The organism is Bradyrhizobium sp. 6(2017), assembly GCF_011058295.2.
GTDB lineage: Bacteria > Pseudomonadota > Alphaproteobacteria > Rhizobiales > Xanthobacteraceae > Bradyrhizobium > Bradyrhizobium septentrionale.
Genome location: NZ_CP049289.2, coordinates 3270155 through 3284719, shown reverse-complemented (window position 1 = coordinate 3284719; position 14565 = coordinate 3270155). Strand labels below are relative to the sequence as shown.

The 14565-nt window shown below is 64.5% G+C and carries 14 protein-coding genes; 3 read left to right on the top strand and 11 right to left on the bottom strand.

Annotated features, from left to right (window positions below):
- Positions 1–54 precede the first annotated feature (54 nt).
- The 4 genes from G6P99_RS15345 to G6P99_RS15330 form a co-directional block, all read right to left on the bottom strand.
- A complete protein-coding gene (locus G6P99_RS15345; RefSeq protein WP_029078099.1) occupies positions 55–1248 on the bottom strand; it encodes an efflux RND transporter periplasmic adaptor subunit in 1194 nt (397 codons plus the stop codon).
- A gap of 1 nt (position 1249) precedes the next feature.
- Complete coding sequence (locus G6P99_RS15340; RefSeq protein WP_029078100.1) at positions 1250–1951, bottom strand: TetR/AcrR family transcriptional regulator; 702 nt, start codon at positions 1949–1951, stop codon at positions 1250–1252.
- Between the two features lie 64 nt (positions 1952–2015).
- The gene (locus G6P99_RS15335) at positions 2016–2606 is read right to left on the bottom strand and encodes a thiamine pyrophosphate-dependent enzyme (RefSeq protein WP_165128673.1); all 591 of its coding nucleotides are present in this window, start codon (positions 2604–2606) and stop codon (positions 2016–2018) included.
- Positions 2603–3136 (bottom strand): thiamine pyrophosphate-binding protein, encoded by a 534-nt coding sequence (locus tag G6P99_RS15330; protein ID WP_029078102.1) that lies wholly within the window; start codon positions 3134–3136, stop codon positions 2603–2605. Before G6P99_RS15330 ends, G6P99_RS15335 begins: the two co-directional genes overlap by 4 nt.
- 207 nt (positions 3137–3343) lie before the next feature.
- Here G6P99_RS15330 and G6P99_RS15325 point away from each other — a divergent pair, with 207 nt between their 5' ends.
- The 3 genes from G6P99_RS15325 to rocD all read left to right on the top strand — a co-directional run bounded on the left by G6P99_RS15325 (position 3344) and on the right by rocD (position 6590).
- Positions 3344–4567: a cytochrome P450 gene (locus G6P99_RS15325; RefSeq protein ID WP_029078103.1), complete on the top strand. Its 1224-nt coding sequence runs from the start codon at positions 3344–3346 to the stop codon at positions 4565–4567.
- Between the two features lie 4 nt (positions 4568–4571).
- Positions 4572–5246: a potassium channel family protein gene (locus tag G6P99_RS15320; protein WP_029078104.1), complete on the top strand. Its 675-nt coding sequence runs from the start codon at positions 4572–4574 to the stop codon at positions 5244–5246.
- Positions 5247–5375: 129 nt separating this feature from the next.
- The gene (gene rocD / locus G6P99_RS15315; protein WP_029078105.1) at positions 5376–6590 is read left to right on the top strand and encodes an ornithine--oxo-acid transaminase; all 1215 of its coding nucleotides are present in this window, start codon (positions 5376–5378) and stop codon (positions 6588–6590) included.
- A gap of 24 nt (positions 6591–6614) precedes the next feature.
- Here the strand turns inward: rocD and G6P99_RS15310 are convergent, their stop codons facing one another.
- The 7 genes from G6P99_RS15310 to G6P99_RS15280 all read right to left on the bottom strand — a co-directional run bounded on the left by G6P99_RS15310 (position 6615) and on the right by G6P99_RS15280 (position 14529).
- Positions 6615–7760: an alpha-hydroxy acid oxidase gene (locus tag G6P99_RS15310; protein WP_029078106.1), complete on the bottom strand. Its 1146-nt coding sequence runs from the start codon at positions 7758–7760 to the stop codon at positions 6615–6617.
- Between the two features lie 112 nt (positions 7761–7872).
- Entirely contained in the window at positions 7873–8736 is an 864-nt protein-coding gene (locus tag G6P99_RS15305; RefSeq protein WP_029078107.1) for a sugar phosphate isomerase/epimerase family protein, read from the bottom strand.
- The gene (locus G6P99_RS15300; RefSeq protein ID WP_029078108.1) at positions 8736–9929 is read right to left on the bottom strand and encodes a dihydrodipicolinate synthase family protein; all 1194 of its coding nucleotides are present in this window, start codon (positions 9927–9929) and stop codon (positions 8736–8738) included. Before G6P99_RS15300 ends, G6P99_RS15305 begins: the two co-directional genes overlap by 1 nt.
- Positions 9930–9943: 14 nt before the next feature.
- Positions 9944–11095, bottom strand: a complete 1152-nt coding sequence (locus G6P99_RS15295; RefSeq protein ID WP_165128671.1) for a Gfo/Idh/MocA family protein — start codon at positions 11093–11095, stop codon at positions 9944–9946.
- Positions 11092–12498 (bottom strand): hypothetical protein, encoded by a 1407-nt coding sequence (locus tag G6P99_RS15290; protein ID WP_165128669.1) that lies wholly within the window; start codon positions 12496–12498, stop codon positions 11092–11094. The genes G6P99_RS15295 and G6P99_RS15290 overlap by 4 nt, the downstream gene beginning before the upstream one ends.
- Before the next feature lie 14 nt (positions 12499–12512).
- The gene (locus G6P99_RS15285; RefSeq protein WP_029078111.1) at positions 12513–13361 is read right to left on the bottom strand and encodes an ABC transporter ATP-binding protein; all 849 of its coding nucleotides are present in this window, start codon (positions 13359–13361) and stop codon (positions 12513–12515) included.
- A gap of 169 nt (positions 13362–13530) precedes the next feature.
- The gene (locus G6P99_RS15280) at positions 13531–14529 is read right to left on the bottom strand and encodes an ABC transporter substrate-binding protein (protein WP_029078112.1); all 999 of its coding nucleotides are present in this window, start codon (positions 14527–14529) and stop codon (positions 13531–13533) included.
- Between the last annotated feature and the right edge of the window lie 36 nt (positions 14530–14565).

The window sequence follows — 14565 nt, the reverse complement described above, 5'->3', positions numbered from 1 at the left end:
GTTTGCGGCAGGTGGCGGAGGGCCAATCGGCCCTCCGAGTTCAGATAATGGAGATCAGTAACGCGGCGCCTCGGCCGGAATCGGCGGCGGCGGATCGGTCGAGATCGCGACCGCCATGCCCGACTGCAACTTGATCTGTCCGACGGCGACGACCTTGGCCCCGGGCTTGAGGCCCTTGAGGATCTCGACACGTCCCTCGACGCGATTGCCGGTCTTCACGAATGTGCGGTCCGCGGTCAGCGTGGTCTTGCCGTCGTCGCCCTTCTTCTCGGTGATCAGGAACACCGAGTCGCCGTACAGCGTGTAGTCGACCGCCGTTTCAGGGACGGTGACGACCGGCGGCTTCTCGGGCAACACGATCGTGGTGGTCGCGAACATGCCGGGCTTGAGGATGCTGTCCGGATTCTGGATCGTGGCCTGGACCCGGATGTTGCGGGTGTCGGTCGAGATCTGCGGCTCGATGGTGGTGAGCTTGCCCTCGAAGGTACGGCCCGGATAGGCATCGACCGCGATGCGCACGGTCTGGCCGACCTTGATCTGCGAGCTCTGCTTCTCGGTCACGGTCAGGTTGGCGTACAGCACCGACAGATCGGTGAGCGACACGATCTGCGTGCCGGCCGTCAGATACTGGCCGACTTCGACCTGGCGAACGCCGAGATCGCCTTCGAACGGCGCGCGCACCAGCTTCTGCGAGATCAGCGCTTCGGTCCTGGCGATGCCCGCCTTGGCCTGGTCGTAGGTCGCCTGCGCGGTGTCGACGGTCGACTGCGGTCCGAACTGGCGTGACGCGAGTTGCTTGGCGCGGTCGAGCTGCTGCTCGCCGACGGTCGCCTGCGCCTTGAAGCTGGCGAGGTCGCCCTGCTCAGGCGCATCGAACAGCTGCACCAGCGGCGTCCCCGCCTTCACATGGCTGCCGGCGGTGAACAGAATCTCGGTGATGCGGCCCGACACGTCGGTGGTGACGTTGACCTGGTGCACGGCGACGAGATCGCCGACCGCACTCAACAGGTTCGGAATCACCTCGGACTTCGCCTCGACGGCGGTCACGTTCGACGGCGGCGGCTTATTGTTGGCGAAGAACTGCGCGATCATGTGGCTGCGGAAGGCGTTGAAGCCGACCAGTGCGCCGACCAGCAGAGCCAGCAACAGGCCTACGATGATGAACCAGCGCACCATGCGGACGGGGCGCTTGGCCTGTTTTTCCTTGAGCGGTTGTCCCGAGATGTGACTTTCGGTCTGGATATTCATGTCATGCACTTTCTGCAGTTACCGACGGTCCTGCGATCGGCGACGGCTGGCGGCCCAAATGAGTTGAGATTGCGGCCTCGGTAAGTCCGATGCCGCGAAGGATGAATTGGCAAAGCTGCCGCTCGGCCGCTGCGGCATCGCCGTAGGGGAGACACGGTGTCGCAGGCAGCTGCGTCAACGCGCTCATAAGCACGGTGTGGTGCGCAAACCAGAACAGGTTGAGCGGCTGGTCGCCGATCTGCGTGGCCTCGCCGGCAGCGATCGCCCGCTCGAGCGAGGCGGCGAAGGCCGGACCGATCAGCTTGCCGACCTTGTCGTAGAGCAGGCGCGCGAACTCGCCGTCATCGAGATGGCTCGTCACCATCAGCCGCATCCGCTGCGCCTCTTCCTGGTCCGGCGCATCCCGCAGTTGCATGAAGTGGCCGACCATGCCCTGCACCAGCTCGACCAGCGTCGCGGTCGAGGGCTCCTGGCCGAGCAGATGCGCGAGGTCAGGATCGGCCTCGCACTCTTCGGCAAGGATTTCGGCGTAGAGCGCCGCCTTCGACGGGAAGTGCTTGAACAACAGCCCTTCCGAAATGGCAGCCGCGGCCGCCACGCTCTTTGTCGTGGTGCCGGCAAAGCCGTTGCGGGCGAAGCATCGCTTTGCAGCGCTCAGGATCAACTGACGCCGCAAGTCACTCGTCATGCGTAAAGTAGACATTTGGGTCGTGAGTAATCACTCACTTTACCGAAAGTCAAGGTTCTATTGCACCGCGAAAGCCACTTTAAATTGGAGTGTGGCCGACAGACCCGCGGATGCGGTTGACGATGTAGGTGCCGTCGCGGCTGGACAGCACGCGTTCCAGATTGGCCCCGTCGATCTTCGCGCTGGCGAACCGCGGCCCCGCGGTAACGTCTTGCAAAGACGAAGCAAAAGCCTCGACCTCGGCCATCGTGCTGATCGAGCGGCTATCCCAGATTCCGCACGCTTTGGCAACACCCACGAGGTCGGCGGGCCCGCCGGTGTGGCTGGACTGGCCGCCGGTCTCACCATAGGCCTCGTTGTCCAGCACGATGATCGAGAGGTTTTTGGGCTGCTGCAGCCCGACCGTCGCGAGGCTCCCGATCCCCATCAGCATCTCGCCATCGCCGGTGATCACGACGACCGGCAGCGTCGGCTGGGCCAGCGCTAGGCCGAGCCCGATCATCACGGCGCCGCCCATGCCGCCCCAGAGATAGAAGTTGCGGTCATCGTCGCCGGCGGCGGCGATGTCATAGGTGGAGGCGCCGAGGCCGCCGACGGCGAAGGCGCCGTTGCGATTCCTAAGCAGTTCGGAAACGACCGCGCGGCGATCGAGGAGATTGGCTTTGCTCATTTGGTGAAAACCTTTGCCCCGATCAGGCGCTGCGACAGCAACACGGCGGTCGGCGTGCAGGCGTTGTAGGCTTGCGCTGCGCCGGCCTCGACAACTTCGCGCACCTCATCCGGATGCGAGGCGCGGAGCACCTTGATCCCCGACAATTCGAGAATGCCTTGCGTGTTCGAACCCATCGGCACCTGCCACGGATTGAACTCGCCCCATTCGCCGCGCATCGTCACCAGCGTGAGGAACGGCAAGCGAAAGATCTGCACCAGCGACAGCATGTTGATGCAATTGCCGACTCCGCTCGACTGCATCAGCAGCACGCCGCGCTGGCCGCCGGCCCAGGCGCCCGCCAGCAGCGCCACGCCCTCCTCCTCGGTGGTCAGCGCAATGCCGCGCATCGAGGATGAGCCCAGCACGCGCTCGATCAGCTCTGAGTGCCCGGCGTCCGGCACGTAAGGCACCTGGCGCACCTCGAAGCGCTGCAATATCGAGAAGATCTCCTCGGGCCAGGAGGCCGCGGTCTCGGCACGGGCATGCATCGGCGTTTCCGGTCTCTGTTGTTTGGCTGCGACTGTAGTGGGGTGCGCGCGCTTCATCAAAGCGCAAAACCGCATATGGCTCTGCGATTTACTCGCATCGGATCGCGTGCGCCGCGCTGTTCCCGCGACCTGCAAATTGTGTTGCGTGGCCGCCGCCTGCGGCTTACGATAGTTGCAAATGAAACTAATCAGGGTTGGATTTCCGCCATGGACGGGCACGCGCGAGAGCTGGCTGACGGTTTCGACCTCGAGAAGCTGACGCCGGACTTCTACGCCAACCCCTACCCGACCTATCGGGCGCTGCGGGAGACTTCGCCGGTCAAGCGGCTGCCGAACGGCTGCTATTTTCTCACCCGCTATGATGACCTGATCGCCGCCTACAAGAACACCAAGGCGTTCTCCTCCGACAAGAAGAAGGAGTTCTTGCCGAAATACGGCAACTCGCTGCTCTACGAGCACCACACGACGAGCCTCGTCTTCAACGATCCGCCGGCGCACACCCGGGTGCGGCGGCTGATCATGGGCGCATTGTCGCCGCGGGCGATCGCCGGGATGGAGCCGGACCTGATCGCGCTGGTCGACAGCCTGCTCGACCGGATCGAGAGCAAAGAGCGCTTCGAACTGATCGGTGACTTCGCCTCCGCCATTCCGGTTGAGGTGATCGGCAATCTGCTCGACGTGCCGCACGACGAACGCGAGCCGCTGCGCGACTGGTCGCTGGCGATCTTGGGTGCGCTGGAGCCGGTGATCGGCAAGGAGGCGTTCGACCGCGGCAATAATGCGGTCAAGGATTTCCTCGCCTATCTCGAAACCCTGGTCGAACGCCGCCGTGCCAAACCGGGCAATCCCGAGCGCGACGTGCTGACCCGGCTGATTCAGGGTGAGGACAATGGCGAGCGGCTGACCGCGAAGGAATTGCTGCACAATTGCATCTTCCTGCTCAACGCCGGCCACGAGACCACGACCAATCTGATCGGCAATGGGCTGGTGACGCTGACCCAATACTCCGAGGAGAAGCAGCGGCTGATCGCGCAGCCTGAGCTGATCAAGACCGCGGTCGAGGAGATGCTGCGTTACGAAAGCTCGAACCAGCTCGGCAACCGCATGATCGTGGAGGAGACCGAACTCAGCGGCATCAGGCTGCCGGCCGGCACGCTGGTCACGCTGTGCATCGGCGCAGCCAACCGCGACCCCGCGCAGTTCCCCGACCCTGAACGCTTCGACGTCGCGCGCACCCCGAACCGACACCTCGCCTTCGGCACCGGCGCGCATCAATGCGCGGGCATGGCGCTGGCGCGGCTCGAAGGCGCCATCGCGATTTCGCGATTCCTCAACCGCTTCCCGAACTATGTGCTCGACGGCGAGCCGGTGCGTGGCGGACGGGTCCGCTTCCGCGGCTTCCTCAGCGTGCCATGCCGGCGCGACGCGTGATCCGATGACCACAAGGCAAATACGCGAACGCTGGGGCGATTCGCTGCTGACGGTGCTGACCGTGCTGCTGCTGGTCATGATGTTCGTGGTGGCGCCGCTGCAAGCGCTCGGCCTGTTCGAGTTTCAGGTGTTCGAGCTGCTGCTCGCCATCTTCCTGGTCGGCGGCGTGTTCGTGATGTCGGGCAGCGCGCTTGCCGTCGTCACGATGCTGATCGCGCTTGCGATGATCGTGACCGGCGCGATCCTCCGTCTGCGCTCGCCTTCGATCCTCGACCTCAATCTGTTCGCCGGCGCCTGGCTTTTGGTCGGCATCACGATGGCGGTGACGGTCGCGCAGGCAACCTTCGCGCCGGGACGCGTCACCTATCACCGGGTGATCGGCGCGGTGCTGCTCTACCTCGCGGTCGCGGTGATCTTCGCGGCGCTCTACACCTTCATCGGCACGCTGGTGCCGAATGCGTTTGCCGGCATGAAGGTCGAGGACCGTCCGTCGCTCGCGAGCCAGCTGATCTATTTCTCCTTTGCCACGCTGACGACGACCGGCTATGGCGACGTCGCGCCGTTGCACCCGATTGCGCGCAGCCTCTGCAATGTCGAGGCGATCTTCGGCCAGCTCTACCCCGCGACGCTGCTGGCGCGGCTCGTCACGCTCGAGATCGCGCACCGCGATCAGGACTGACGCAACGCTGCCGGGGTGGACCGAATTTGGTCCACAGCAATCCTTTAAGCTGCGCCAGCCGATGCCCAAATCAGTGATAGGATGCAGGACGGCACCTCCATGGTGCCGGCACAACTGGAGCGACGAAACATGCGTCCGCCAGTCACCGATTTCATCGCAAGGGAGGCGCAGTTTGGCGCCCAGAACTACGCGCCGCTCGGCGTCGTGCTGTCGCGCGGCGAAGGCGTCTGGGTTTGGGATACCGACGGCAGGCGCTACCTCGATTGCCTGTCGGCCTATTCGGCAGTCAATCAAGGCCATTGCCATCCAAAAATCCTTGCCGCCATGGTGGAACAGGCCGGCCGGCTGACACTGACTTCGCGGGCCTTCCACAACGACCAGCTCGCCCCGTTCTACGAGGAACTCGCCGAGCTGACCGGCTCCCACAAGGTGCTGCCGATGAACAGCGGCGCGGAGGCGGTCGAGAGCGCGATCAAGTCGGTGCGCAAATGGGGCTACGAGGTCAAGGGCGTGCCTGACGGCCAGGCCGAGATCATCGTGTGCGCCGACAATTTCCATGGGCGGACGCTTGCGATTGTCGGCTTCAGCACCGATCCGGACACCCGCGCGCATTTCGGCCCGTTCGCACCGGGCTTCAAGATCATTCCCTTCGGCGACGCCAAGGCGCTGGAGGACGCGATCACGCCGAACACGGTTGCTTTCCTGGTCGAGCCGATCCAGGGCGAAGCCGGCGTCATCATCCCACCGTCAGGCTATTTCACCCTCGTCCGCGAACTCTGCACCCGCCATAACATCATGCTGATCCTCGACGAGATTCAGACCGGACTCGGCCGCACCGGCAAACTGCTGGCGGAACAGCACGAGGGCATCGAGGCCGACGTGACGCTGCTCGGCAAGGCGCTGTCCGGCGGCTTCTACCCGGTCTCGGCAGTGCTCTCGAACAACGAAGTCCTCGGCACGCTGAAGCCCGGCCAGCACGGCTCGACCTTCGGCGGCAATCCGCTCGCTTGCGCGGTGGCACGCGCGGCGCTGCGCGCGCTGGTCGACGAAGGCATGATCGAGAACGCGGCTGTCGAAGGTGCGCGTTTCCTCGAGGGCCTGCGGAGCATCCGTGCCAATACTGTCCGGGAGGTGCGCGGACGCGGGCTGATGCTCGCGGTCGAGCTGCACCCGGAAGCCGGCCCCGCCCGCCGCTATTGCGAGCTGCTACGGGAGAAAGGCATCCTTGCCAAGGACACCCATGACCACACCATCCGCATCGCCCCGCCGCTGGTGATTACGCCCGATCAGGTCGATTGGGCACTGGAGCAGATCGGCGGCGCGTTGACGCAGGACCTCTCGTGACCGCGAGGTCGGCAGGATCAGCGGCTATCTGAACCGCAGGTTAGCGCGGGAGAGCTGGCTGATCGAGGAACACCCCATCAGCCGCATGTCCCGCACCAGCTCCGCCTGCAGCAGACCAAGCGCCCGCTCGACGCCGGCCTGGCCGGCCGATGCCAGCGGATAGAGATAGAAGCGTCCGAGGCCGACGGCCTTGGCACCCAGCGACAATGCTTTCAGCACATGGCTGCCCCGCTTGATGCCGCCGTCCATCATCACATCGATCCGGTCACCGACGGCATCGACGATCTCGGCCAGCTGATCGAACGCCGCCCGCGAGCCATCGAGCTGCCGTCCGCCGTGGTTGGACAGAATGATGCCGGTGCAGCCGATCTCGACCGCGCGTTTGGCATCCTCAACCGACATGACGCCCTTCAGGCAGAACTGGCCGTTCCACTGCCGGACCATTTGCGCGACGTCGTCCCATGTCATCGCGGGATCGAGCATTTCCGTGAAATAACGCCCGATCGACATGGCACCGCCGCTCATGTCGACATGCTCGTCGAGTTGCGGCAGCTTGAAGCTTTCATGGGTGACGTAGTTGATGGCCCACGCCGGCTTGATGGCGAATTGCAGCATGCCGCCAAGCGTGAGCCTGAAAGGAATCGAAAACCCGGTGCGCAGGTCGCGTTCGCGGTTGCCGCCGGTGATGCTGTCAACGGTCAACATCATCACGTCGACGCCGGCCTGCTTGGCGCGCTGCATCATCGCCGTGTTCAGGCCCCGATCCCGGTGGAAATAGAACTGATAGACCTGCGGCGTCGCGTAGGCCTTGCGCAATTCCTCCAGGCTCACGGTGCCGAGCGAGGACACGCCAAACATCGTACCGTATTTCGCCGCCGCGGCAGCGACGGCCCGTTCACCCTGATGATGAAACAGACGCTGCAGCGCGGTTGGCGAACAATAGAACGGCGTCGCAAGCTTCTGTCCCATCACGGTGACCGAGAGATCGACGTTCTCCACGCCGCGCAGGACATTGGGCACCAGATCGCAACGCTCAAAGCTTGCGGTGTTCTGCCGAAGCGTCGCCTCATCATCTGCCCCGCCGTCGATATAATCGAAGATCGGCCCCGGAAGGCGCCGCCTCGCCAGTTCGCGGAAGTCATGAAAATTGTGGCAATCGCTCAAACGCATGTCGTGCTCCGAAGGTCCGGACCGCGGAGTTCAACGGCCCCAGTGCGGTTCACACCCGCAGCACCCGGAATAACGGGCACGCTTCGCCTTGTCCACTGAACCTCTCGTTGGGTCAAACCACCGAGCGATGCCGCTCGATGCATGTCGTCAGGACCACATCCATCGGCTTCGTCCACCAGTCATTCGAAAAGATCTCTATTTCCGAATAGCCGGCAAAGCCCTGCGCCTCGACCGCTGCCCGCACCGATCTGATGTCGATCACACCGTCGCCCATCATGCCGCGGTCGTTGAGGATGTCCCTGGTCGGTACCAGCCAGTCGCAGACGTGGAACGCGAGCAGGCGGTCCTTGCCGGCGCGCGCGATCTGGCTCATCAGCTCGGGATCCCACCAGATGTGATAGACGTCGAGCGCGACGCCGAGCGCGCCGGTGCGGCCGGGGTCGAGCGCGTCGCAGATATCGAGCGCGTGCCTTGTAGTGTTCACGCAGGCGCGGTCGGCGGCATAGGCCGGATGCAGCGGCTCAATCGCGAGCGGCAGCTTTGCCTGTTTGGCATATTCCAGCATCTCGGCAATGCCGTCATGCACCAGGTTGCGTGCCGCCGCGATGTCCCTGGACGCGGTACTGCCCGGCCGTGAATATTGCGGCAGGCCGCCGGCGACGAGCACAATGCAGGGCGCGCCCAGCGCTATCGCCTCATCGACCGCGCGGCGGTTGTCGTCGCGCGCCTCGCCGCGATGCGCGCCGTCAGCCGTGAACATGCCGCCGCGGCAATAGCCTGACAGATCGAGCCCGGCGTCCTTGACCGCGCGCACGGCGCGATCGAGGCCGACGCTAGCGACCTGGTCGCGCCAGGGATCGATGGCGCGGATGCCATGCCGCGCGCAGGCCTCAATGATGGCGAGGAGGTCGCCCTGCTTGCGGACCGTCGCCGTGTTCAGCGAGAGCCAGCGATGGTCGTTGGAAAAATCGCGCATCAGGGCTCAACGCCGCGTGTGGCCAGGATCGTCGCCATCCGACGCGTCGCGGCTTCCGGATTGGCGAGCAGCCCCGCCCGGTCGGCGAGCCGGAACAGCTCGGCGAGATGCAAGGTCGAGCGCGCGCTCTCCTGTCCGCCGACCATCGTGAAGTGATCCTGGTGGCCGTTGAGGTAGGCCATGAACACGATGCCGGTCTTGTAGAAACGCGTCGGCGCCTTGAAGATGTGGCGCGACAGCGGCACCGTCGTCCCCAGCACATCGTGGAAGCCGGCCTCATCGCCCGCAGCCAGCCGCGACAGCGCGTAGGACGCAGCCGGCGCGATCGCATCGAAGATACCGAGCAGCGCGTGGGAAAATCCCCTGTCATCGCCGGCGATCAGTTCGGCATAGTTGAAGTCGTCGCCGGTGTACATTTTCACGCTGCTGTCGAGCCGCCGCCGCATGTCGATCTCGCGCTGCTTGTCGAGCAGCGACACTTTCACGCCATCAACCTTGGCCTCGTTGGCGTTGATGATTTTGACCGCCGTATCCATTGCTCTGTCGAGATCGGCCGTGCCCCAATAGCCCGTCAGCGCCGGATCGAACATGTCGCCGAGCCAGTGGATGATCACGGGCTCGCGGACCTGCGACAGCACCCGGTCATAGACCTTCGCGTAGTCCTCCGCGCTCTTCCCAAGCTTTGCCAGCGCCCGCGACGCCATCAGGATGATGCGGCCGCCGGCCTTTTCCACCGCCTCGATCTGCTCCTCATAGGCGCGGATCACATCGTCGATCGATTTTGCATTCTCCACCACGAGGTGATCCGTGCCGGCGCCGGAAAACACCAGTGCGTTGCCCTTGGCCTTCGCCGCCTTCACCGAGCGCTGGATCAGTTCGAGCGAGGTCGCCCAGTCCAGCCCCATGCCGCGCTGCGCGGTGTCCATGGCTTCGGCAACGCCGAGGCCGAGATCCCAGACGTGCTCGCGGAACGCGATGGTCCTGTCCCAGTCGATCGCAGCCATCAGCCACGGATCGACGTCGGCGCGCGGATCGGCCACCACATGCGCCGCCGAGAATGCGACGCGGTTCAGTGTGCCCGCGAGCTTCGCCGGAAAGGTCCGCGACGCCGCCAGGCGATAAGTCTCGAGGCCGCCATCGGCGGTTGGCAGCTTCAGCGACAGCGATAACCTCGGCAGGACTGGCTTGTTCATGGCAAAGTCCTTTCTCAGACCACGATCGGCGCAACGTCGATCCAGCGCCGTTCCTTCCAGCTCTTCAGCGCGCATTCGGCGAGTTGCACGCCCTTGGCACCTTCGAGCAGCGTGTATTTGTAGGGCGCATCCTCGCAGACGTGGCGGATGAACATCTCCCACTGCTCCTTGAAGCCGTTGTCGTAGACGACGTTCTCAGGCAGCTTCTGCCAGTCGGCATAGAAATCGTGCAGCCGCTTCTCGTCCGGATTCCATACCGGCCGGGGCGTTGCCTGGCGGGCCTGGATCACGCAGTCGGTCAGGCCCGCCACCGCAGAGCCATGGGTGCCGTCGACCTGAAAGGTGACGAGGTCGTCGCGGTAGACCCGCGTCACCCAGCTCATATTGATATGCGCGATCACGCCGCCCTTCAGGCGGAAGGTCGCGTAGGCGGAATCGTCGGCCGTCGCCTGATACTTCTTGCCCTTCTCATCATAACGCTCGGGAATGTCGGTGGTGCCGATGCAGACCACGCTCTCGACTTCGCCGAACAGATTGTCCAGCACGTAGCGCCAGTGGCAGACCATATCCAGGATGATGCCGCCGCCGTCCTCGGCACGGTAGTTCCAGGACGGCCGCTGCGCTTCCTGCCAGCCACCCTCGAACACCCAATAGCCGAACTCGCCGCGCACCGAGAGCATGCGGCCGAAGAAGCCGGAGTCGCGCAGGACGGCGAGCTTCTTCAGGCCCGGCAGGAACAGCTTGTCCTGCACCGTGCCGTGCTTGAGCCCCTTGGCGTTCGCAAGCTTCACGACCGCAACGGCTTCCTCGAGGTTGGTCGCTATCGGCTTCTCGCAATAGACGTGCTTGCCGGCATCGATCGCCTTGGTCAGCAGCGACGGCCGCGCCTGCGTGGTCGCGGCGTCGAAGAACACCGTGTCATTCTTGTCAGCCAGCGCGCGATCAAGATCGGTGGTGTGGCGCTCGATGTTGAAGCGTTTTGCCAATGCGGCGACCTTCTCGGCGTCGCGGCCGACCAGGATCGGATCGGGCATGATGCGGTCGCCGTTCGCCAAGAGGACGCCGCCCTGCTCGCGGATCGCGACGATCGAGCGGATCAGATGCTGGTTGAGCCCCATCCGGCCGGTAACGCCGTTCATGATCAGGCCGAGGCGTTTGGTCGTCATACTGTCTGCTCCTGCGAAACACGTGGTGTTGGCCGCTTGAGCGGCTGCATGATGGACCAGTCCGGATGGACCGAACTGGCAAAGCCCGGCGCGGCGGCGATCGATCCCGTCAGGAGATCGCCGTCATGGATCGCGAGGCGGACCTTGCCGCCCGCGCGGGTGTAGAGATCGGGATGCGCGGAGAGGAAGGCATCCGCTTCGTTCGCCGGCGTGTCGGCAAAGCCGTCGACATAATGGTGTCCGTTGCGTTCGGCGTGGGTAACGCCGATCAGCGCGCCGAGCGCGAGGTCCTGCTGCACGCCGAGTCCAGCCTGGCAGGTCAAGTCCTCGCCGCTGATGAAATACCCGGCGTCGTCGGCGCTCCACGCAGCGGCGCGCGTGGCGTTGATGATCGACTTGTAGATGCCTTTGCACGATTTCGAGGAGATGCCGCGATAGCCGAGCGCCCGCGCCGCCGGAAACGCGTCATAGGAATCGTCGGCTTCGTCGATGATGAAGCTGCGTGCAGCCAGTTTCCCGAGCGGCGACGTCTTTGTGATATCGCGCGGCATCGGCTGCTCGATGTAGAGCAGGTTTGCGGCGATGGGTTGAAGCGCCACGTCATGGTCGAGCCGGTCGACCAGCGCGTTCAGCGCGGTGAGATCGGCATACTGCTCGTTAGCGTCGAGCGTGACCTTGATGCCGTAGGGCAGCCGTGCGAGCTCATTGCCGATCCGCGCGAGCCGCGCGGCGTCGTGCGCGGGATCGCCGTTCAGCTTGAGCTTGAAATAGCGCGCGCCGGCATTCTCGTTGGGGTCGGCGACGCCGCCCTCGCCTTCAACCTTGTCGTCCATCCCGACGGTGTGCCTGACGGCGACGCGATCGAGCCGATTGCGCGCCGAAAGGAAGCCCGTGATTGTCCGATCATCGAGATCGGGCGTCAACCGCGCGTCGATGCCGGCGATGTTGCCGGTCATGCCGTCGAAAAAATTAACACCGGCCGCGCGCAGCAGCGCATCCAGGATCGCCTTGTCGATCTCGACCGGGCCAAAGCCGGCAGCGAGCGGCGGAATGTCTTCCGCGGCGCAGGCCGCAAGTTGCGGGCCGATACACGAGGCGTGCAGGCCGAACGCCGTCTCAAAACCCCTGTTCGCCAGATAGAGCTCGCGCGCAACCGCCAGCGAGCGGCGAAGTCCGTCGAGCGACTGCGCTTCCGTCAAATGCGGCCGCTTGTCGAACCACTTTGGCGCCAGCATTTCGGCGCTGGCGCCCGTTGCACGTCCTCTGCCCTCCACCTCGATCTCGACCCGCACGAACAGCTGCGTCGACGCCGTGATCGTCACGGCGCCAAAGCGGAACGGCCGCGCGAACACCAGCGGTCGTTCGAAGAAGGCGATATCGTTGACTCTGAGGCGAAGCGTCATCGGAGGCTCAAGCGTTAGTCCAGCGACCCCTGTGTGAAGAAATGCTTCCGGATCCGCTGCACCAGTTCGGTGAAGACAGGATCGGACATCGTGTCAAGCGAGCGCGGCCGCGGCATCGGCACGTCGTAGATCGCGGCGATCCCGCCGGGCCGCTCAGTCATGACAAGCACGCGGTCGGCGAGGAACACGGCCTCGGGAATCGAGTGCGTGATCAGGAGCACGGTCTTGCCGGTCTCGCGCTGGATCCGCATCAGCTCGACATTCATCCGCTCCCGCGTCATGGCGTCGAGCGCGCCGAACGGCTCGTCCATCAGCATGATCTTGGGATCATGCACCAGCGCACGGCAGATCGAGGCGCGCTGCTGCATGCCGCCGGACAGCTGCCAGGGCAGCTTCTTCTCAAAACCTTCGAGCCCGACCAGCTTCAACAGCTCCCTGGCGCGGGCGCGGTATTTGTCCCGCGGCAGCTGCTTCATGTCGATCGGCAGCATCACGTTGGAGAGGATGTTGCGCCACGGCAGCAGCAGCGCGTTCTGGAACACGATGCCGACATTGCCGTGCGGCCTGGTCACCGGCTCGCCGTCAACCAGCACCTCGCCCGTCGTCGGCGGCAACAGGCCCGAGATCATCTTGAGCAGCGTGGACTTGCCGCAGCCGGACGGCCCGACCACGACAAAGAACTCGCCGTCATTGATGGTGAAGTCGAGCGGCCGCAGCGACGGCACATCACCGTCGCGCGACCGGTAGGTTTTCGACACGCCTGACAGTTTGATGCCCGGCATGGCGCCGGCAGCGCGGTCCGACACCAGGCGCAGATGCGCCCCCGGTTGGGTGATATCGGCTGGCTTGGTTGCAGGGTTCATCGCAGTCCTCTCCACCCGTCGTCCCTGCGAAAGCAGGGACCCATACGCCGTGCCCTCGCGTTCGGGCACGCGGGTAGAGACCTTCCGCAACAATTAAGGTCGGTGGTTATGGGTCCCTGCTCCGTGCGCAACAGCGCACTCGGCAGGGACGACAATCGGTGGCGGTGATTCACGAGTCACCCTTCGGTAGATAGTCGTTGGTGTAGAACGCCTTCGGATTGGCCTTGGCCTTGGCGTCGAGGCCGCCATACTCGACCATCAGGTTGACCGATTCGGTCATGTTCTGGTCGGTGACCTGGAACGGCCGCCTGGCCTTGGTCTCCGGCGTGCGATAGAGCGGGATCGTGAGCTCGAAACCTTGCGTCAGCGTGTCGATCTTGCCGCCCTTCGGATTGGCGTCGAGGATCGACTGCGCGGCGGCCTTCGGCTCCTTCTCCGCGGCTTCCACCGCCTTTGTCGTCGCCGACATGAAGCGGCGGACCAGATCGGCGTGGGCCTTCACATAGTCGGAGTTCGCGATGATGCCCGAGGACACCATGTTGATGCCGTAGTCGGCGAACTTGATCGGATAGACGTCCTTGCCCGTGGCGTCCTTGATCTTCATCGACTGGTCCATGACGTAGCCGAGCAGCAGATCGGCCTGGCCGTTGATGACCGCGTTGAGCTTGGTCTGGCCGTCGCCGGCGACGGTCTGGAAGTCGCTCTCCTTCAGGCCGGTCTTCTTCAGGAACAGCGGCCAGATCTGCGTCATCGAATCCGCCGGCGTGATCGCAACCGTCTTGCCCTTGATGTCCTCCGGCTTCCGGATGTTCTTGTCGGCAAGGCTCATCGCCGACATCGGGCTGGTCTGCAGCAGCACGCCGGTGGCGATGACAGGCGCGCCCTTCACCGCCGCGCGCATCATCGTCGGCACGTCGACATAGCCGAAATCCGCGGTCTTGGCCGCCACCGCCTGCGTGGTCGCGGCCGAGCCGCGGCCTTCCTGGATCTCGAGGTCGATGCCTTCGGCGGCATAGATGCCCTTGGCCTTGCCGTAATAGAACGGCGCGTGCTCGCCATAGACGTACCAGTTCAGCATCAGCACGACCTTGTCGGCCGCCGCTGCCGGCGCCACCGCAAGCGCGGTCCAGGCCAATGCGGCGCCAGCGACCGCAATCAAACGCTTCATGGTTGTTCTCCCTTTATTGTCCGCGACCCTTGCGTG